Source organism: Anaerotignum sp. (assembly GCF_045122575.1).
In the GTDB taxonomy this organism is placed as follows: domain Bacteria; phylum Bacillota; class Clostridia; order Lachnospirales; family Anaerotignaceae; genus Anaerotignum_A.
On the sequence record NZ_JBGVHV010000106.1, the window covers coordinates 1 to 20161 of the forward strand.

Genomic DNA, 20161 nt, shown 5'->3' on the forward strand with positions numbered 1-20161 from the left:
GACAGAAGCAGATGTTAAGGCTGCCATGCGAGAAGTAAAGATCGCTCTTCTGGAGGCCGATGTTAACTTCAAAATCGTAAAAGATTTTATCAAAAAAGTAACTGAACGTGCAGTAGGTACGGAAGTGCTGCAGGGTCTGAATCCCGGTCAGCAGGTGATCAAGATCGTAAATGAAGAACTGATCGCGCTGATGGGTTCCACACAGGCACAGCTGACATTTTCCAGAAAACCACCCACCGTATTTATGATGGTTGGTCTGCAGGGTGCCGGTAAAACAACAACCAGTGGTAAACTGGCAGGTCAGCTGCGTAAGCAGGGCAGAAATCCTCTGCTGGTAGCCTGTGACGTTTACAGACCTGCTGCTATCAAACAGCTGCAGGTGGTTGGTAAAAACTATAACATTCCCGTGTTTGAAATGGGCACAGAAGTAAGTCCCGTTGAGATCTCTAAAAAAGCACTGGAATACGCTGCGGAAAAACACCACGACGTAATCCTGATCGATACCGCAGGCCGACTGCACATCAACGAAGAGCTGATGCAGGAACTGCAGGATATCAAAGCGACAGTCAAACCACAGGAAATCCTGCTGGTTGTAGACGCTATGACAGGTCAGGACGCGGTAACCGTTGCGGAAAGCTTTGACGGTCAGCTGGGTGTTGACGGTATCATCCTGACAAAACTGGATGGTGACGCACGAGGCGGTGCGGCTCTTTCCGTAAGAAGCGTAACAAACAAACCCATCAAATACATCGGTATGGGCGAAAAAATGGAAGACCTTGAGCCTTTCTATCCCGACCGTATGGCATCCAGAATCCTGGGTATGGGCGATGTGCTTTCCTTGATCGATAAGGTACAGTCCAACATCGACGAACAGGAAGCCATCGAAATGGCAAAGAAAATGCGTTCCAACGACTTCACGCTGGAAGATTTCCTTGCACAGATGCAGCAGATCAAGAAAATGGGCCCTCTGAAAGACCTGCTCGGTATGCTGCCCGGTATTCCCGGTGTGGGCAAACTGGATATGGACGCACTGGGCGGTGTGGATCCTCAGAAGGAAATGGCAAAAACAGAAGCCATCATCCAGTCCATGACGAAGGAAGAAAGACAGAACCCTTCCATTCTGAACGGCCCCAGAAAGAAAAGAATCGCTGCAGGCTGCGGCCGCAGTATTGCTGATGTAAACCGTCTGCTGAAACAGTTCGAAGATATGAAGAAAATGATGAAGCAGATGAACAATATGACAAAAGGCAAGAAAGGCAAGATGCCCTTTTTCCGCTAAAAATGGATTTTATTCCGCAAGGAATCAATAGATAAATCAAAACTAATAACCAATAAACATTTTTAAACATTTAGGAGGACAAAATCATGGCAGTAAGAATCAGACTGAAAAGACTGGGCGCAAAAAAAGCACCTTTTTACAGAATCGTAGTAGCAGATTCCAGAACATCCAGAAACGGTAAATCCATCGACGAAATCGGTATCTACGATCCTACAAAAGAACCCGCTGTTCTGAAAGTAGACGCAGAAGCAGCTAACAAATGGCTGACAAACGGTGCACAGCCTTCCGATACAGTAAAAGCTCTGCTGAAAAAAGCTGGCGTAATCGCTGAATAATTCCGAGTAAGCGGAGGCCTCGATTATGAAAGAACTTTTGGAAGTTATTGCAAAAAGACTTGTAGAACATCCCGAGCAGGTAGTTGTGACAGAAACAAACAACGAACGCGCTTTGGTTCTGGAACTGAAGGTTGCTCCTGAGGATATGGGTAAAGTGATCGGCAAACAGGGCAGAATCGCAAAGGCGATCAGAACTGTTGTGAAGGCTGCTGGTATCCATGAAGACAAGAAAATCATCGTAGAAATCGTGCAGTAAGCAAGACGGCTACGAAACAGGCGGTGGGAGTTCTCCTGCCGCCTTTTTTATCTGTAATATAAAGATTGAATTTGAAAATACAAACAGTTTTGTTTTTGAAATAAAGGAGCAAAAGCATGAAAAAAGGATTCATTTTAATGTGCATCATCATGAGCCTTGTCTGTATGATGGCCTGTGCGATGACACTGGCAATGAAAACACAGGGGATCTCTGTGATGGTGTTTGGCGTCTCTGCAAATCCTTCTCTGGTAGGCGGTCTGATGATGCTGTTCGCTGTGCTTTTCCTTCTGCTGGCAGCAAGAGTGGCAATGAAAATGAGAAAGAAATAATGGAGGCGGAATATGGAAAATTATTTTGAAATCGGTAAGATCACAGGCACCCACGGCATCCGCGGCACTATGCGTGTATTCCCCACCACACAGGATCCTACACGTTTTGAAAAACTGAAAGAGATCATTGTGGAAGTACGCAACAAACAGGAAGTGTTCCACATCAAAAAAGTGGCATATCAGAAAAACATGATCCTGCTGACAGTGAAGGAAATCGATGATATCAACGTAGCAGAACTGTACAAAAACGGCAGAATCCTGATTCCCGATGCAGTGGCAATCCCTCTGGAAGAGGATGAATACTATACCCGCGATCTGTACGGCATGAAAGTTGTGACAGATGAAGGGGAAGAACTGGGTGAACTGGTGAAAATCTACGAAACGGGCGCAAATGATGTGTATGCAGTGAAAAAAGCAGAAGATAAAAAAGAACTGCTGATCCCTGCCATCAAGGACTGTATCCTGAAGGTAGATATCAAAGAAAACACCATGACTGTACATCTGCTGGAAGGATTGAGATAAATGAAGCAGTTTTTCGTATTAACATTGTTCCCTGAAATGATCGAACAGACCCTTTCCCACAGCATTATGGGCAGAGCCCAGAAGGAAGGGCATATCTCTGTGGAAGCAGTCAATATCCGTGATTTTACGCTGAATAAGCATAAACATGTAGATGATTACCCCTATGGCGGCGGCGCAGGTCTGGTTATGCAGGGACAGCCCATTTATGACGCCTACCAGAGCCTGATGCCCAGAGCGGAAGGGGCAAGGGTAGTCTTTATGACCCCGCAGGGCAGACCCTTTACCCAGCGTATTGCGGAAGAACTGGCCCAGGAGGAAAATCTGGTGTTCCTTTGTGGCCATTATGAAGGGATCGATGAACGCCTGATCGAAGAGATCGTAACAGATGAAATTTCTTTGGGGGACTTCGTTCTGACCGGCGGCGAACTGGCGGCCATCACCATCATCGATGCGGTGTCCCGTCTGGTGCCCGGTGTATTGGGCAAAGAGGAATCCTTCGAGGATGAAAGCTTTTCCGATGGTCTGCTGGAATACCCTCAATATACCCGACCTCCTGTTTTTATGGGCAGGGAAGTGCCGGAGGTGCTTCTGAGCGGTCACCATGGAAATGTGGCGAAGTGGAGAAGAGAACAGGCTCTCCTGAGAACAGCAAAAAAACGTCCGGATCTTTTGAAAACGGCGGAGCTGACAAAAAAAGACCTGAAATTCCTGCAGGAGCAGGGCATCGAAATAGAAAAATAAAAAGACCCATCAGGGTCTTTTTTCTTTTTCGTATGGAAGCTGGGAATGAGGGAACATGATGCGGAAGGTGATCTCTGCCATATTTTCTTCGCTTTCCTGCATGCCGTCCTTCAGCCATTGGATATACAGATTATAGAGCGCTCCGGCATAGGCGTAGGTTTTGCATCGTTTGGAAAATTCTGCGTTGGGCGGCAGGATATACATATCCATATATTTATTCAGCCCATCCAGCAGAATGGAAGAAAGATTGGCGCTATGCAGGCAAAGGGCAAAGCGGCTGTGGTTGCGGAAAAAGCGAAAGGCATAAAGCAGCTGCTCATAGCCATGGTCTTTTCCCAGATAGCCTTTCTTTTCTCCTTCGATGCGAAAACGACGCACGATGGTCTGCAGGTGTTCTTCCAGAATATTTTGCTTGGAGGTGAAACTGCGATAATAGCTCATGCGGGAAACCCCCGCTTTTTTGGTTAATTCGGTGATAGAGATTTCTTCCAGAGGCTTTTTTTCCATCAGATCCATCAGAGCATAAGCCAGATAAGCCCCAGCGGTATCTGGCAGAGAAACTCTTTTTTTATTGATATACATAGGATTCCTCCTTGGAATATCGACGAAATGTGACACTTCAATTGGTTTTGTAAATTGTAACATAAATTTGCAAATGGTACAATATCATGTGGTAATTGAAACTATGTATTTCGGTGAAGAAACTTTCCTTGGAGGGACATATAATTATGAAGAAAAAGATCCTGGTTGACTCCAGCTGCTGTATGATGTCTATTGAAAATCTGGCAGAAGGTATCGAATTTGCAAAAGCGCCCCTGAAGATCATGGTGGGGGAGAAAGAATTTGTAGATGATGAAAATCTGGATGTGGCGCAGATGATCGACGAAATGTATGCATACCCCGGCAAAACAAGCTCTGCCTGCCCCAGCCCTGAGGAATATGCAGCCCATTTCCGTGAAGCAGACGAATGTTATGTGGTCACCATCATCAGCACATTGTCCGGCAGCCATAACGCGGCAGAAGTGGCAAAGCAGATGGTTCTGGAAGAATGTCCCGATAAAAAGATCTATATTCTGGATTCCTGGTCTGCCGGCATGCAGCTGACGCTGATGGTGCAGAAGCTCCATGAACTGATCGCATCCGGTCTGCCCTTTGAAGAAGTGTGCAAACAGTCTGATGACTATGCAAAAAACCACACAAAGCTGGTGGCAGTGCTTTACAGCATTGAAAATCTGGTGAAAAATGGCCGTGTTCCAAAAATTGTCGGTATGGCAGCAAACCTTCTGAATCTGCACCTGATCGTGAATGTCAGCGAAGATGGTCAGATCGTACCCATTGCAAAATCCAGAAACAGAAAGAAGGGCGCAGGTCTTGTGCTGGCAGAAATGGAAAGTAAGGGCTACAAAGGCGGGAAGGTTATCATTTCCCATTGTCAGAACCCAGCAGGCGTGGAACTTTTGAAAGATACGATTTCTGCAAAATACGAAAATGTTGTATTTGAATCCATGGAAACCAGAGGCCTCTGCAGTTATTATGCAGAAAGAGGCGGTCTGATGATCGGTTATGAAATCGACTGAGAAAGAAAAAGAAAGACGGACGGAAATCCGTCTTTTTTTATGCAAAGAAAAAAGAGCCGTAAGGCTCTTTTCTTATTTGTTCATATTTCTAATATGCATGTAAACCGTGTTTTTGGAAATACCCAGGTGGTTTGCAATGGTGATGACAGAATCCTTCAGGTTGAAAATACCTTTCTGATACAGGATCGCCACGATTTCCTTGTTTTTGTTGGAAGAAGAAATGGCAAGGTTATCATAAACGGATTTCTTTGCTTCTTCTAGTGCATTCAGCATCAGTTCTTCTGCATTTTCTACAAATGTTTCAGAGATGTTTTCGGTTTCTGTTTTGGTGTTGGGGGTAAAGTTCTGCAACAGGGACAATAGGGAAGCTGTCAGATAAAAATTGATACAGAACAGACCGATGATATTGCCGTTTTCCCCTTCGATGGCGGAAATAGAAGCCTTGAATGCCTCTCCGCGTTTGTTTTTGGCAAAATAAGTTACATGGCGCAAACCGGGATTTGCCAGCATTTTGTTGGCAAAGGACAGTGTTACTTCGGAAATGGGGGAACCTGCCTGTCTGCCGGAAAGATGTCCGTTGACGATCTTCATAACGGAAGCATCCAGTCGGGAAAGGTTATGAATAACAATTTCACAGTTTTCTCCCATGAATTCCGCAGTGCCGTCGGCCACAGGGAGATAAGAATTTAAAATCGCCTTGTCCTTTTCGGTCAGGATGGTGATCGCGTTTTCCATAATGTACCTCCAGAAATCAAAATAGGTGCATGGTGTCATAAGATCAATTTATACTATATATAGTATAAATGACAGACAAGATATTTTTCAAGAGAAAAACAGTAAATGAGTGAAAAATTTTTCATCGATTTATGGATTTTGAACACTAAGTGTAAAAAAATGGAAGAAGTGGGTGCGAAATCCAATAAAATTGATGTTAAGAAAGTACGGAGTAAACCATCTTAACACCACCTTTATACAATTTGCCCGTATAATTTTATCAGGTAATATGGTGCGAATAATTTTCAGGGGATGGAAAACAGGCAGACAAAAAGAAGGAAGAGGGGGAGCATGAATGGAAAAACTGAAATATGATACAGAACGTTTTATAGATGAAAGGGATGTGCTGTATCGATTGGAATATTTTTTATTGATTCATTCTGTGGGATCAGGATGTGTATATGGCGTTGAGGTTCGGAAAATCGACGTTGCAGGCAATGTGGAAAAAGATGTGGTGGAAGGCTTGTGCGAAAGCAGGGACGAGGCAGAGGACTTTCTGCGCAGACTGGCAAAAGGACGGGCACTTCCGGTTGAATTGGCCGCATTATGTGATGATCATATTTTCTGGAGAGAGTCTGAAAAAAAGCATAAAATGGTACAGGCGGCATCCTGAGTTTGGATTTGATTTTGCTTAAGTCTTGAATCGAAAGATTCGAGACTTTTTTGTATGAATTGGTAAAAAAAATAGACAATTGTTCTCAGATTTCTCCAATTCGCCAAGGGCAAAATCGTTGCAAAGAAAAGTTCCGACCGTTATAATGAGAACATGAATGGATATAAAAAATGCAGTGATGCATATAGAATTAAGGAAGAGATTCAGTTTTACAAAAGAAAGGAATAATTTATGAAGGAAAAGATTTCTGTACCCGAAATCTTCGGGATGAATGTATTTAATGATGCCATGATGCGTGAGCATCTTCCTAAAAAAGTATATGAAGAATTAAGAAGTACTATTGAGCAGGGCGCGATGCTGAATTCCGAGATCGCAGATATCATTGCAAATGCAATGAAAGACTGGGCGATTGAACGTGGTGCGACTCATTATACCCATTGGTTCCAGCCCATGACAGGGATCACAGCGGAAAAACACGATTCCTTTCTGGCGCCTCCTTCCAACGGCAAAGCCATCATGGAATTTTCCGGCAAGGAACTGATCAAAGGGGAATCCGATGCTTCTTCTTTCCCCTCCGGCGGTCTGCGTGCTACTTTTGAAGCCCGCGGCTACACTGCATGGGACTGTACTTCTCCTGCATTCCTGCGTGAAGATGCCGGCGGTATTACATTATATATCCCTACAGCCTTCTATTCCTATACAGGGGAGTCTCTGGATAAAAAAACACCTCTGCTGCGTTCCTGTGAAGCAGTCAGCAGACAGGCTATGCGTATCGTTCGCCTGTTCGGCAATTATAATGCGAAAAAGATCACGGTCAGCTGTGGTGCGGAACAGGAATATTTCCTGATCGACAAAGAACTGTATCAGCAGAGAAAAGACCTGATCTTTGCAGGCCGTACATTGTTTGGTGCTGCTCCTCCCAAAGGGCAGGAAATGGATGACCATTATTTCGGCAGCATCAAAGAAAGAATTGCATGCTTCATGCATGAACTGAATGTAGAACTGTGGAAACTGGGTGTGCCTGCCAAAACACAGCATAACGAAGTTGCACCTGCCCAGCATGAACTGGCGCCTATTTTCGAAGACTGCAATCAGGCGACAGACCATAACCAGCTGATCATGGAAGCGATGAAACGTATCGCCAGCCACCACGGTCTGGCATGTCTGCTCCATGAAAAACCCTTTGCAGGGGTAAACGGCAGTGGTAAGCATAACAACTGGTCTCTGAGCACAGATGATGGCCAGAATCTGCTGGATCCCGGTAAAACACCCCATGAAAATGCTCAGTTCCTGGTATTCCTCAGTGCCATCATCAAAGGTGTGGATGAATACCCTGAATTGCTGAGACTCTCTGCTTCCAACCCTGGCAATGACCACCGTCTGGGTTCTCAGGAAGCGCCTCCTGCTATCGTTTCTATTTTCCTTGGCGACCAGTTGCAGGATATTTTCGACCAGATCGAACATGGGGAAGCAACCAGCTCCCTGCAGGGCGGCAGAATGCGTGTCGGCGTAAACACACTGCCCGCACTGAAAAAGGACGCAACAGACAGAAACAGAACTTCTCCCTTTGCTTTTACAGGGAATAAGTTTGAATTCCGTATGCCTCCTTCCAGCGGTTCTATCTCCGGTCCAAACTTTGCGCTGAATACCATCGTTGCGGAAGAACTGAGAAAATTTGCCGATGAGCTGGAACAGGCGGAAGATTTCAGTGCGGCTGTTCATGAACTGGTTCGCAGAACCTATGTGGAACATAAGCGTATCATCTTTGATGGTAATGGTTATTCCGATGAATGGGTACAGGAAGCAAAACGCAGAGGTCTGCCCAATATCACAAATTCCATCGATGCGGTAGATGCTTTCCTGGAGGATAAGGTAGTAGAACTGTTCGGCAGACATGGCGTACTGAATAAACTGGAACTGCAGTCCCGTGCAGAGATCAGATACGAAAACTACGTAAAACAGATCAATATTGAAGCAAAAACAATGATCGATATTGCTTCCAGACAGATCAGACCTGCTGTGGTGAAATATGCAGGGGAAGTTGCAAAATCCGTTGCGGCGGTGAAAGCCATCGGTGTGGATGCTTCTGCGGAAGAAGAACTGATGAATGAAATTGCGGAAAATCTGAATCAGTTCCATGAACGCCTGAAAATTCTGACAGAGGTGACAGAACAGGCAAACCAGCTGCAGGGTGACAGCAAATCTCAGGCGATCTTCTGCCGTGATTATGTATTTGCTGCCATGAAGGAACTGAGAGAACCTGCGGATAAACTGGAAATGCTGGTAGATGAAAACAGCTGGCCTTTCCCTACTTACGGCGAACTGCTGTATAACATCTGATAGATGTATGACAAATAAATAAAGGTAAAATAAAGCCTCCTTTCGTATGACGGTGAATGTTGTCGGAAGGGGGCATTTTTTCGGCCTTTCTGGATGGTTTTGGCATGGACAAAAGAGGGGGTTCTTGTAAGACAAATAGCGGAATTTTAGAAAAGTGGGGCAAATTCGATCAAAAAACTATAAAATTCATACAAAGAGAATTTTGGCTCATTAGAATAGTTTTCGAATTTCATGGCAAAAAATGTGTTTTTTTTGAAATACAAAATAAAAAATTTATATAATTTCTTGCAACGGTGGAAAAGTTGCGCTATAATGTATTGGAGTTGTAATGTGGAATTTTCAAAAAAATATCTAAAATCTGATTAAAATGGATTCCTGTTTTATTGAAAGTATCCATAACTGATTTCTCACCATTTCATATTTGTTTGCTATATATAACAAAATGGGGGTGGGGAAAGCAACAAAAACTGTATGGAGGCGAAAACATATGGTAACTGATGATAAAAGAATCAGAATTATTACAGGTCACTACGGCAGCGGCAAGACAGAATTTTCTGTCAATTACATCAAAAAACTGCGTGAAAGCGTAGAAGGTAAAGTCGCAATTGCCGATTTGGATATCGTAAACGTTTATTTCCGTTCCCGTGAAAAGAAGGCAGAAATGGAAGAGATGGGCATTCAGGTGATTGCATCCAATCTGGATACTGCAGTTGCTGACGTACCTGCTGTTTCCGGCGCAATGACAATGCCTGTTCAGAACAAGGAATATCAGTATCTGATTGACCTTGGCGGCAACGATGTAGGTACATTGGTGCTGGGCAGAATCAAGCCTTTGATCGACCATTCGGAAACAGACTTTTTTATGGTAGTCAATGCATATCGTCCCAATACCTCTACACCTGAGGGTATCATTGAACAGATGGAAATTCTGGAATATGCTGCAGGGATGAAGGTGACTGGCTTCGTCAATAACACAAACCTGGTAAGAGAAACGACAGCAGAATGTCTGCTCCACGGGGATGAAGTGTTAAAAGAAGTAACAAAACGCACAGGTGTACCTGTGAAGTACGTAGCCTATGTCAAAGAACTTTTGACAGAGGATGTACCCGAAGGACTTTCTGGGGAACTGTTCCCTATGGAGTTTAATATGAGGAAAACCTGGATGTAAATTCAAATATTTATGGAGGTGTATTTTGAATGGCAAAAGGTAAAGTAACTATCAATGAAGTAATCTGTAAGGGTTGCGGACTGTGTGTATCTGTTTGTCCTAAAAAGGTACTGGAACTGTCCAAAACAAAAATCAACCCCGCAGGTTACAATCCCGCAGAAATGATCAGCGACGACTGTATCGCATGCACAAGCTGTGCGAAAATGTGTCCTGACTGCGCGATCGTAGTAGAAAAACTGGACTAATAGAGAGGAGGAAATTTCAATGGCAAAAGTTTTGATGAAAGGCAACGAAGCAGTTGGTAAAGCGGCTATTGAGGCAGGTTGCAGATATTTCTTTGGCTACCCCATCACTCCTCAGTCCGAAGTACCTGAATATTTATCCAATGAATTACCTAAAGTAGGCGGCACATTCGTTCAGGCTGAATCTGAAGTAGCTGCTATCAACATGGTATACGGCGCAGCAGCAGCCGGCGCAAGAGTTCTGACAAGCTCTTCTTCCCCCGGTATCGCTCTGAAACAGGAAGGTATTGGTTACATCTCCAACGCATCCCTGCCCGCAGTTATCATCAACATGATGAGAGGTGGCCCGGGCCTGGGTACAATTCAGCCCGGTCAGGCAGACTATAACATGGCAGTTAAAGGCGGCTCCAACGGTGACTACCATGACATCGTTCTGGCTCCCGCATCCGTACAGGAAGCTGTAAACATGGTTATGGAAGCATTTGATATCGCTGATATCTATGGTGTACCCGTAATCGTTCTGGCTGACGGTCTGATCGGTCAGATGATGGAACCCGTAGAATTCAACTATGTTCCTAGACCCAACGTTCCTGAAAAACCTTGGGCACTGGTTGGTAACTGGGGCGCAGAAAGATCCAACATCAAAAACCTGGTAATCGATCCCGACGATTGCGAAGCTTGGAACCACGACCACTTCAAAGTATACGCTGAAGTAGAAGAAAAAGAACAGGCTTGGGAAGAATACCTGCTGGATGACGCTGAATATGCATTCGTAGCATACGGCACAGCTTCCAGAGTTGTTAGAACAGCTATCGGCTACCTGAGAGCTGAAGGTTACAAAGTAGGTATGCTGAGACCTAAAACACTGTGGCCTTTCCCTCAGAAAGCATTTGATAAAGTTAACGACAAAATCAAAAAATTCCTGGATGTAGAAATGTCCATGGGTCAGATGGTACCCGACGTTGCATTTGCATGTAACGATAGAAACAAAGTAGTATTCCACGGCAGAACAGGCGGTAACGTTCCTACTGTTGATGAAATCGTAGCATTCGGTAAAGAAGTAATGGGAGGTGACAAATAATGGCAGTTGTATTTGAAAAAACAAAAGGTCTGACAGACGCTAAATTGCATTATTGTCCCGGTTGTGGTCACGGTATCGTACACAGACTGGTAGCAGAAGTACTGGAAGAAATGGGCGAACTGGGTAACTCCATCACATGTGTACCCGTAGGTTGTGCTGTATTTGCTAACAACTACTTCAACATCGACGCAATCCAGTGTGCACACGGTCGTGCTCCCGCAACAGCAACAGGTATCAAGAGAGTTCGTCCTGAACAGCTGGTATTTACATATCAGGGCGATGGTGACCTGGCTTCCATCGGTACATGTGAAATCGTTCACGCAGCAGCTCGTGGCGAAAAAATCACAACAATCTTCATCAACAACGGTATCTACGGTATGACAGGCGGCCAGATGGCTCCTACAACACTGCCCGGCATGAAAGCTACAACAGCTCAGAAAGGCCGTGACCCCAAAGTAAACGGTAACCCTATCCGTGTTTCCGAAATGCTGGCTACACTGACAGGTCCCGCATACATCGAACGTGTATCCATCTCTACACCTGCTCAGGTTGCTGGTGCAAAAAAAGCAATCAGAAAAGCATTTGAAATCCAGAAACAGGGTCTGGGCTTCACATTTGTTGAAGTTGTATCCACATGCCCTACAAACTGGGGTGTAACACCTGTTAAAGCTATGGAATTTGTAAGAGAATCCATGATCCCTTACTATCCTCTGGGCGTATATAAAGATATCACAGTAGAGGAGGGCAAATAATATGAGTAACTTTTCTTCTATCATCGCAGGCTTTGGTGGTCAGGGCTCTCTGCTGATGGGTAAAATTATGGCATATGCTGGCATGCTGGAAGGCAAACAGGTTTCCTGGTGCCCTTCCTACGGTCCTGAAATGCGTGGTGGTACAGCTAACGTAAACGTTATCATCTCCGACGAAACAGTAGGTTCTCCTGTTGTTACAAAAGATGCTGACTGTATCGTAGCTCTGAACCAGCCTTCCCTGGACAAATTCGCTCCTGTTGTTAAAGTTGGCGGTTCTCTGGTTATCAACTCCGACCTGTGCACAGCTGGCGAAGTAAAAGAAGGCGTTAAAGTATACAACATCCCTGCTAACACAATCGCTACAGACAACTTTGGTGGTTCCAAACTGGCTAACCTGGTTATGCTGGGTGCTGTAGTTTTCGCTACAGGCGCTATTGATGTTGCTGGTATGGACGATACATTCGCTCATGTATTCGAAGGCGGCAAAGCAAAATTCATTCCCGATAACAAAAAAGCTTTTGAACTGGGTTATGAATTCGCTAAAAACCTGTAATCTAAATTAGAATTGATTTAAATTACATTATCCCTCTGAAGATTTTCCTTCAGAGGGATTTTTTCGTTGTAAACCTATTCCTTATAAAAAGCATTTGTGGTATACTTACAGATAAGTATGTAACCGTGAAAAAATTCCGTGAAGGGGCGTGCAGTATATGAAAAACAGAGTGAAGATCTCCATTGATGGCAAGAGCTTTACGCTGGTAGGCGAAGAAACAGAAGAACACATGCGTCAGGTGGCAGAATATATTGACCTGAAGATGACAGAGATCCGTCAGAAGGCTGTCGCTGTTACGCTGGACTCCAGCCTTGCCTATGTGCTGACTTCTATCAATGTGGCTGATGATTATTTTAAGGAAAAGGCATATACTGCAGAACTGGAAGGCAGACTGCTTGGTTTGACAACAAGAATGCAGGAACTGGCAAACAGACTGGAAGAAGCGGAAAAAGCGAAGGAAGAAGCAGAAGCAAAGTTGGATGAATATGCACTTGCCATGGAAGACGGCATGGGCGTGCAGTTGCAGATGACTTCTGCAAAAACAAAAAAAGGTAAATAAAAACGAGAGTACATAAAAAGAGTGGAACGTCGGGCATACGCTTGAAATCTGCTCTTTTCTTTCAATGTAAAAGTTTGGAAAAGGAAGGGGAATATTATGACGATGATGAAACCGGAACTGCTTTCTCCCGCAGGCTCTATGGATAGCCTGAGGGCGGCGGTGAACAGTGGCTGCGATGCCGTTTATCTGGGTGGGAAACAATTCAGCGCCAGAGCGTATGCAGGCAATTTCGATCTGCAGGAACTGGAAGACGCCTGTGATTACTGCCATCTGAGAGGCGTAAAAGTATATGTAACGGTAAATACCGTATATAAGGATGAAGAACTGAAAGGTTTGCTGACATACATCAAGGCTCTTTATGAAATGGGGGTAGATGCCCTCATCATGCAGGATGCTGGCGCTGCAAAACTGGTGAAGGAACATTTTCCCGATTTCCCTCTCCATGCCAGTACACAGATGACCTGTAATTCGCTGGCGGACGTAAAATACTGGGAAAGTCAGGGGTTCAACAAAATCGTTCTGAGCCGTGAACTTTCTGTGGAAGAAATCAAGCACATCACAGAAAATGTGGATGCGGAAATTGAAACCTTCGTTCATGGCGCCCTGTGTGTCTGCTATTCCGGTCAGTGTATCATGAGCAGTATCCTTGGGGGTAGAAGCGGTAACCGCGGTCGCTGCGCCCAGACCTGCCGCCTGCCTTATACCTTATATAAAGGGTATGAAAATATCGAAGAAGGTCATCTGCTTTCTCCCAAAGATGTGATGACAGTCAACATTCTGCCGGAACTGATCGAAGCGGGGATCGCTTCTCTGAAGATCGAAGGCAGAATGAAGAGCCCCGAATATGTAGCCGGTGTAACAGGCATTTACAGAAAGTATATCGACCTGTATTTCGAAGATCCCGAAAACTACGAAGTGGACAAGGAAGATATCAAAGCGCTGAATCAGCTGTTTAACCGCGGCGGTTTTACAGAGGGTTATTACACTTCTTTTGCCGGCAGAGATATGATGAGTATCGAACGTCCCAAGCCTTGGGGGCTGAAGGTGGGGATCGTTGACAAATATCTGCCCAAGCATAAGAAAGTAACGATCCGCACCAGAGAACCTCTGGTGCCCGGGGATGGTCTGGAAGTATGGACACAGGAAGAACCCCATGTTGGTACCAATGTTTCCAAACATTCCAAGGCCGGTGAAGTGATCACCATCACCATGGAAGGGGAAATCAATAAAAACGATGTGGTTTATCGTACCTTTGGCAAGGCTCTGAATGATGAACTGAAAAAATTCTATGAAAGAGATACCAGAAAAATGCCCATTTCCGGCATGCTGCGTGTAAAAGAAGGGGAACCTATTTCCCTGCAGCTGTGGGATAACGGCGGCAACAGCGTATTTGTCAGCGGTGCGGTGGTGGAACCTGCAGGTTCTTCCCCTATGCTGCCCATGAAGCTGAGAGAACTGGTGAATAAAATGGGTGCAACGCCTTTTGTACTGGAAAATCTGGAAACAGAGATCGATCAGTATATTTTTGTCAGTGTCAGCGAAGTGAACCGTGTACGCCGTGAAGCCTGTGAAGCTTTGGAAGCATCTATTCTGAAAAAATCCAAACGCAAGGCAAAATCCGAAGCAGTTTACGCAAAAGCAGAAAAAAGACCTTTCCAGCTGCGGAAAAAACTGACTGCACTGGTGATGAATCTGGGTCAGCTGGATGCAGTGCTGAATGCAAAGGGCATTGTACGTGTTTATTATGAATGTTCTTCCGAACTGGAAAAGAATCTGGATAAGATCATCGAAAGATGCCAGAAAGCGGGCGTAGGTCTGTATATCGCTCTGCCCAGAGTGGCAAGAGAATGGAATGCGGAAAAAGAACAACCCATGATCGATATGCTGAAAAACAGTGCCATCGATGGTTTTTTGGTACGTTCCGCAGGTCAGTTCGATCAGGTAAAGGACAGCGGTAAGAAGATCGTTGTGGATTATAACCTGAATGCCATGAACCGTCAGACAGTGGAATACTGGAAGGAACAGGGCGCAGACAATGTCTGCCTGTCCGTAGAAGCAAATCTGCAGGAAATCAATCAGATGGGTGACAGGGACTGCGAAATGGTGGTTTACGGCTATCTGCCACTGATGAAAACCCAGCAGTGCCCTATCGGTAACTATACCGGCGGCAAGGACGGTCATAAATACTGTTCCGAAAGAAACAACGAAGACCTGTACTTTCTGAGAGACAGAAAAGGCGTGAAATTCCCTCTGATGACAGACTGCGAACGCTGTGTCTGCACGATTCTGAATGGGAAACCTCTGTTTACACTGAAATTCTACGATGAAATTCTGGAAAGTACGACAGGTTATGTTCGTCTGGACTTTACAAAGGAAGGCCCCGGCAGAACAGAAAAAATTGCCAGAGCTTATGGGGAAATGACAGCCGATGTGGAACGCATCAGCCCTGCGACCCGTAACCTTTTGGGAGAAATGAGCGAAAAAGGCAATACGAAAGGACATTTCTTCCGCGGAGTGGAGTGATTTGAATGTTTGATCTGATCATTATGCTGAGCCGATATGCATTTATCGTCTATATCGTTCTGTTCTTATGGCAGGGCATCGTTTACGTTGCCTATGAACAGGGCGGTTATCTGGGTAACCCCTATACGGCGGTATCCATTCAGCGTCGTCTGGTGGTGCTGATGCATATCACAGCGTTTTTGATTCTTTCCTATAATAGAGAGACCCATTTGTATGATATCCCGACGCTGATTTTCGCGGCGGTATCGCTGGTATTTATATTGTTTGCGGTCAAGCTGCTGGACAGATTCTTTTACGAAGGCTGTCCGCTGATCTGGACGGGGATGCTGTTTCTGATGGATCTGAGTCTGATCATGCTGCAGAGAGTGGAACCTTATCTGGCTCACAGACAGCTGATGTGGATGTGTGTCGGGTTGGCGGGGATGTCCTTTTTGCCCACCTTCTTTCGATTTATTCCACGGTTTGAAGTATTTGAATGGGTCTATATCATCGTCTGCTACGGGCTGCTCCTCTGCACCAGATTGTTTGGCATTGCAAAGGGCGGTTCTACCAACTGGCTGTCTTTTGGTATCGGTTCTATCGATATCACCTTTCAGCCTTCGGAAATTGCGAAATTCCTGTTTATCTTCTACCTGGCCAGCGTGTTCCGCAAAAGGGTGGAATGGAAACAGTTTCTGACAACAGCGATTTTAAGTGCAGGTCTGGTTTTTCTGCTGGTACTGCAGAAAGACTTAGGCAGTGCGCTGATCTTCTTTATGACTTATATGGTCATGCTGTATATTGCCACATCCAATGAATTTCTGTTCTTTCTGGGGATGGGGGCAGCCAGCGGGGCTGCTATGGTTGCCTATAAGCTGTTTTCCCATGTCCGTGTCCGTGTGGCAGCATGGCAGAATCCATGGGCAGATATCGATACCGGCGGTTATCAGATCGTCAGTTCCTTGTTTGCCATTACCACTTGGGGGCTGTTTGGCAGCGGCCTAACCAAAGGGATGCCCAAAAGTATCCCTGTTGTGGAAAGTGATATGATCTTTGCGGCTATCTGCGAAGAATTTGGCGTGATTTTCGGTGCAGGGGTCATCAGTATCTTTATTATGATCCTGTATCGCGGGGTTCGCATTGCGCTGGACTGCAACCGCAGATATTACAGCATCCTTGCGGCAGGGGTGACAACGATGATCTCCTTCCAGACCTTTGTGATCCTTGGCGGCGTCATCAAACTGATCCCACTGACCGGGGTAACGCTTCCCTTTGTCAGCTACGGCGGCAGTTCTGTTCTGGTCAGCCTGATGATGATCGGACTTTTGCAGTGGGTATGTGTTTACTGCGAACAGCAGAGCCGTGAGGAAGAAGAACGGATGATGACACTGCAGATGGGAGGTGGCCGGAATGAGTAATATGAAGCGGAGCATGCGCCGTGTGTTCTGGCTGCTGGCGCTGTGTTTTTTCCTTTTGCTGGGCTATCTGGGAAAACTGGTTCTGGTGGATCGGGATGAGATATCGGGCAATGCTTACAATCATCGCCTGCGCTATGTGGATGAAACCATCCGCCGCGGAGATATTCTGGACAGGGACGGCGAAGTTCTGGCGACCAGTGTTCTGCAGAACGACGGCACCTACAGCAGAGAATACCCCCGTGCCCGCATGGCAGCTCATATCACAGGCTACAGCAGTGTAGGGAAAAGCGGTGTGGAAGCGGCAGAAAACTTTACGCTGATGGCTCTGAAAAATGAACTGTTTCAGCGTGTCAGTGGTATTATCAGAAAAACGGAATTGATGGGCAATAGTGTTGCCCTGACTGTAGATATGGATATCCAAAGTACTGCGGGAAACCTTCTGGGCAGTGCAAAAGGGGCTGTTGTTGTGATAGAACCTTCCACGGGCAGAGTCCTTGCCCTGCAGGCATATCCTGATTTCAACCCAAACAGTGTGGAAAGTCAGTGGGAAACACTGAAAGACCATGAAGACAGCCCTTTGGTCAACAGGGCAACACAGGGCTTATATCCTCCTGGTTCTACCTTTAAAACGGTAACGGCTCTGGCGGCAATGGAACATCTTCCCGACTGGCAGAGTTTTACGGTTGAATGTACGGGGGAAATGGATTTTGAGGATAAGGTCATCCATTGTTACAATAATAAAGCCCATGGTACAGTGGACATGAAGGGGGCTCTGGCAGCTTCCTGCAACTGTTATTTTGCGGCGCTGGCAAAAGAGATTGGCGCAGGCAATCTGGCAAAGACGATGCGTCAGGTGGGGATGGATGCCTTCAGTCATTTTGAACTGGAAACCAGCGGAAACAATATCTATCTGGAAAAAGGAGCAACAGAAAGTGAACTGGTGGAAACGGCCATCGGACAGGGCAGAACAGGTGTGACCCCCCTATATATGGCTATGCTGGCTTCTGCCATTGCCAATGACGGCATGATGATGCAGCCGTATATTGTCGATCATGTATTGTACCCTGATGGGAATATGGGAAAACATACAGTTCCCCAGAAGCTGATGGAAATCTGTTCTGCAGAAGAAGCTTCTATATTAAAGGATATGATGACAGAAGTTGTGACCAGCGGTACAGGTACGGCGGCGGCTGTCAGCGGCGTGACAGTAGCGGGCAAAACAGGTACAGCGGAAAATGCCACAGGTAACGACCATAGCTGGTTTATTGGCTTTGCCCCTGTGGAAGACCCCAAGGTGGCGGTGGCGGTGCTGATCGAAAATTCTAATTATGGCAGCGCAACACCCATTGCGGGAAAAATGATCCGTGCAGCTCTGGCTGAACTTGGAGAGTAAGAGGTGGTCAGATGGAACTGAAATTTGACACATCAAAAACATACGCTATTGTGCTGGAAGGCGGCGGTGCGAAAGGCGCTTATGAAGCCGGTGTATGGAAGGCGTTGGATGAAGCAGGTGTAAAATATAATGCCGTTGCGGGAACTTCTGTCGGTGCATTGAATGGTGCCATGATGGCGGCGAAAGAACTGGATACGGCGATCAGCCTTTGGGAAAATGTGAAATTTTCTCAGGTCTTCGATGCAGATGATGCCCAGATGAAAAAGATCTACGATAAAGATCTGGATGGTCTGGATGTGAAAGGTCTTCTGCGGGATGTTGTGGGGATTCTGAAGGATGGCGGTCTGGATATCGAGCCGCTGAGAAAAATGATGGAGACGTATATAAATGAAGAAAAAATTCGAAACTCAGACGTGGATTTTTTCTTTGTGACATACTCCCTGACAGATATGGAAGAGGTGGAACTTTCTGCAAAGGAACTGGAAGAAGGCAAACTGATCGATATGCTTCTGGCCAGCGCCTATGTTCCTGTATTTCAGAGGAAGAAGCTGGATGGTAAAGATTATGTGGACGGCAGCGTTCAGAATATCGTCCCCATCGATTCTCTGTTAAAAAGAGGATATCGAGATATCATCATGATCCGTATTTATGGTATGGGCTTTGAAAAAAAGATACAGATACCGGAAGATGTCAATGTGATTACCATTGCACCGAAGGAAAAATTGGGCGGCATCCTGCAGTTTGATGCAGAAAGTACAAAGCGGGATATGATACTGGGATACTTTGACGGTATGCGGATGCTTTACGGTCTGGCGGGAGAAAAATATTATATCGACCGCCAGTGGAGCGAAATGCAGGCGTATTTTGTGCTGAAAAACATGATTGAACGGCTGATCGGAGAAGAAATTCCCCTCAGAGATATGAATGAAAGGCTTCTCCCCAGATTTGCAAGAAAGATGAAGGCAAAAGACGGGGATTATCATGAGATGCTGCTGCGTTTTCTGGAAAAGAATGCAGAGCAGGCAGGGATCTCTCCTTTTAAAATTCGAACAGAGGAGGAACTTTTGCAGGAGATTTTAAAATATCAGAAGATTTAAAAAATATATTGCAGACCTTTTTGTTATCAAACAGCAGAAGGTCTGCTTTTTATTTTTTTAACGAAAAAATGTACAGCGGCTAAACGATTAAACAGTTGGAAAAAGGCGGATTTACAGGAAAAACTGTATACAGTGGGGAAAAAGGGGAAAAGCATATTCTGTACGATATTGCATATAATTTAACAAAGTAAGGGGCAGAAAGGGGGAGGAAGGAAACCCTTCAATGCCGATAGGATTAAATTTAGGGGGAGCGGGAGGAAATGCCGGTTTTGGAATTTATACGAAAATTGGGGCTTGCGCGAGTGTATTTTACAAAAACGAAAGAAAAAATAAGAAAAAATAAGACTCTTTTTACAAAGGTGATTGAAAAATAGGTAGCATGCGAAATGATTTGTATACAAAAAAGTGGTTTTTTTGTATGTTGGGGCGATTTTTGACACTTTTTCCAAAATAAAAATAAATTTTTAACAATTTGGGTTGAAATGTCAAAACATTGATGTTATAATCAAGGCAGTACAGAAGGACTATGTCTGAATACCTGTGCTGATGAATGACTGAACTTATATTCAGAAAGGGAAGGATATAGGTTTTTTATCATGTCGTTCAACGGGTGATTCGCAAAAAGGCAAC

The 20161-nt window shown here is 45.2% G+C and carries 21 protein-coding genes; 19 read left to right on the forward strand and 2 right to left on the reverse strand.

Annotation, left to right across the window (positions count from 1 at the left end):
• The 6 genes from ffh to trmD all read left to right on the forward strand — a co-directional run.
• On the forward strand, positions 1-1279 hold a 1279-nt coding region (gene ffh, locus ACJMLT_RS04715), incomplete at its 5' end, for a signal recognition particle protein (RefSeq protein ID WP_405727338.1).
• Between the two features lie 86 nt (positions 1280-1365).
• Positions 1366-1614 carry a 30S ribosomal protein S16 gene (gene rpsP, locus ACJMLT_RS04720; protein ID WP_405727341.1) on the forward strand — a complete coding sequence of 83 codons (249 nt, stop codon included), beginning with the start codon at positions 1366-1368 and terminating at the stop codon, positions 1612-1614.
• A gap of 25 nt (positions 1615-1639) precedes the next feature.
• Positions 1640-1870, forward strand: a complete 231-nt coding sequence (locus ACJMLT_RS04725) for a KH domain-containing protein (RefSeq protein WP_405727344.1) — start codon at positions 1640-1642, stop codon at positions 1868-1870.
• A 116-nt stretch (positions 1871-1986) separates the two neighbouring features.
• Positions 1987-2199, forward strand: coding sequence for a hypothetical protein (locus tag ACJMLT_RS04730; RefSeq protein WP_405727347.1), 213 nt, complete (start codon positions 1987-1989; stop codon positions 2197-2199).
• 12 nt (positions 2200-2211) lie between these two features.
• Complete coding sequence (gene rimM, locus ACJMLT_RS04735) at positions 2212-2721, forward strand: ribosome maturation factor RimM (protein ID WP_405727350.1); 510 nt, start codon at positions 2212-2214, stop codon at positions 2719-2721.
• Entirely contained in the window at positions 2722-3462 is a 741-nt protein-coding gene (gene trmD / locus ACJMLT_RS04740) for a tRNA (guanosine(37)-N1)-methyltransferase TrmD (RefSeq protein ID WP_405727353.1), read from the forward strand.
• A gap of 9 nt (positions 3463-3471) precedes the next feature.
• On the opposite strand, the gene ACJMLT_RS04745 is transcribed toward trmD, so the two are convergent.
• Positions 3472-4044: a TetR/AcrR family transcriptional regulator gene (locus tag ACJMLT_RS04745; protein ID WP_405727356.1), complete on the reverse strand. Its 573-nt coding sequence runs from the start codon at positions 4042-4044 to the stop codon at positions 3472-3474.
• Between the two features lie 146 nt (positions 4045-4190).
• Here ACJMLT_RS04745 and ACJMLT_RS04750 point away from each other — a divergent pair, with 146 nt between their 5' ends.
• Positions 4191-5039 (forward strand): DegV family protein, encoded by an 849-nt coding sequence (locus ACJMLT_RS04750; RefSeq protein WP_405727359.1) that lies wholly within the window; start codon positions 4191-4193, stop codon positions 5037-5039.
• Positions 5040-5111: 72 nt separating this feature from the next.
• On the opposite strand, the gene ACJMLT_RS04755 is transcribed toward ACJMLT_RS04750, so the two are convergent.
• Positions 5112-5774: a helix-turn-helix transcriptional regulator gene (locus ACJMLT_RS04755; RefSeq protein WP_405727362.1), complete on the reverse strand. Its 663-nt coding sequence runs from the start codon at positions 5772-5774 to the stop codon at positions 5112-5114.
• A 334-nt stretch (positions 5775-6108) separates the two neighbouring features.
• On the opposite strand from ACJMLT_RS04755, the gene ACJMLT_RS04760 reads away from it, so the two are divergent.
• From ACJMLT_RS04760 to ACJMLT_RS04815, 12 genes are all read left to right on the forward strand, one after another.
• A complete protein-coding gene (locus tag ACJMLT_RS04760; RefSeq protein ID WP_405727365.1) occupies positions 6109-6426 on the forward strand; it encodes a DUF6514 family protein in 318 nt (105 codons plus the stop codon).
• 231 nt (positions 6427-6657) lie between these two features.
• A complete protein-coding gene (locus ACJMLT_RS04765) occupies positions 6658-8766 on the forward strand; it encodes a glutamine synthetase III family protein (RefSeq protein ID WP_405727368.1) in 2109 nt (702 codons plus the stop codon).
• Between the two features lie 487 nt (positions 8767-9253).
• Positions 9254-9934: a hypothetical protein gene (locus ACJMLT_RS04770; protein ID WP_405727371.1), complete on the forward strand. Its 681-nt coding sequence runs from the start codon at positions 9254-9256 to the stop codon at positions 9932-9934.
• Between the two features lie 29 nt (positions 9935-9963).
• Positions 9964-10179: a 4Fe-4S dicluster domain-containing protein gene (locus tag ACJMLT_RS04775; RefSeq protein ID WP_405727374.1), complete on the forward strand. Its 216-nt coding sequence runs from the start codon at positions 9964-9966 to the stop codon at positions 10177-10179.
• Positions 10180-10198: 19 nt separating this feature from the next.
• The gene (locus tag ACJMLT_RS04780) at positions 10199-11257 is read left to right on the forward strand and encodes a 3-methyl-2-oxobutanoate dehydrogenase subunit VorB (RefSeq protein ID WP_405727377.1); all 1059 of its coding nucleotides are present in this window, start codon (positions 10199-10201) and stop codon (positions 11255-11257) included.
• On the forward strand, positions 11257-12009 hold the full coding sequence (locus tag ACJMLT_RS04785) for a thiamine pyrophosphate-dependent enzyme (RefSeq protein WP_405727380.1): 753 nt from the start codon (positions 11257-11259) through the stop codon (positions 12007-12009). The genes ACJMLT_RS04780 and ACJMLT_RS04785 overlap by 1 nt, the downstream gene beginning before the upstream one ends.
• Position 12010: 1 nt before the next feature.
• Positions 12011-12562 carry a 2-oxoacid:acceptor oxidoreductase family protein gene (locus tag ACJMLT_RS04790; RefSeq protein ID WP_405727383.1) on the forward strand — a complete coding sequence of 184 codons (552 nt, stop codon included), beginning with the start codon at positions 12011-12013 and terminating at the stop codon, positions 12560-12562.
• 157 nt (positions 12563-12719) lie between these two features.
• Complete coding sequence (locus tag ACJMLT_RS04795; RefSeq protein WP_405727386.1) at positions 12720-13121, forward strand: cell division protein ZapA; 402 nt, start codon at positions 12720-12722, stop codon at positions 13119-13121.
• A 96-nt stretch (positions 13122-13217) separates the two neighbouring features.
• Positions 13218-15644 carry a U32 family peptidase gene (locus ACJMLT_RS04800; RefSeq protein ID WP_405727389.1) on the forward strand — a complete coding sequence of 809 codons (2427 nt, stop codon included), beginning with the start codon at positions 13218-13220 and terminating at the stop codon, positions 15642-15644.
• A 5-nt stretch (positions 15645-15649) separates the two neighbouring features.
• Entirely contained in the window at positions 15650-17041 is a 1392-nt protein-coding gene (locus ACJMLT_RS04805) for an FtsW/RodA/SpoVE family cell cycle protein (RefSeq protein ID WP_405727392.1), read from the forward strand.
• The gene (locus ACJMLT_RS04810; protein ID WP_405727395.1) at positions 17034-18434 is read left to right on the forward strand and encodes a peptidoglycan D,D-transpeptidase FtsI family protein; all 1401 of its coding nucleotides are present in this window, start codon (positions 17034-17036) and stop codon (positions 18432-18434) included. The genes ACJMLT_RS04805 and ACJMLT_RS04810 overlap by 8 nt, the downstream gene beginning before the upstream one ends.
• A gap of 11 nt (positions 18435-18445) precedes the next feature.
• Positions 18446-19531, forward strand: a complete 1086-nt coding sequence (locus ACJMLT_RS04815) for a patatin-like phospholipase family protein (protein WP_405727398.1) — start codon at positions 18446-18448, stop codon at positions 19529-19531.
• Positions 19532-20161: the final 630 nt, after the last annotated feature.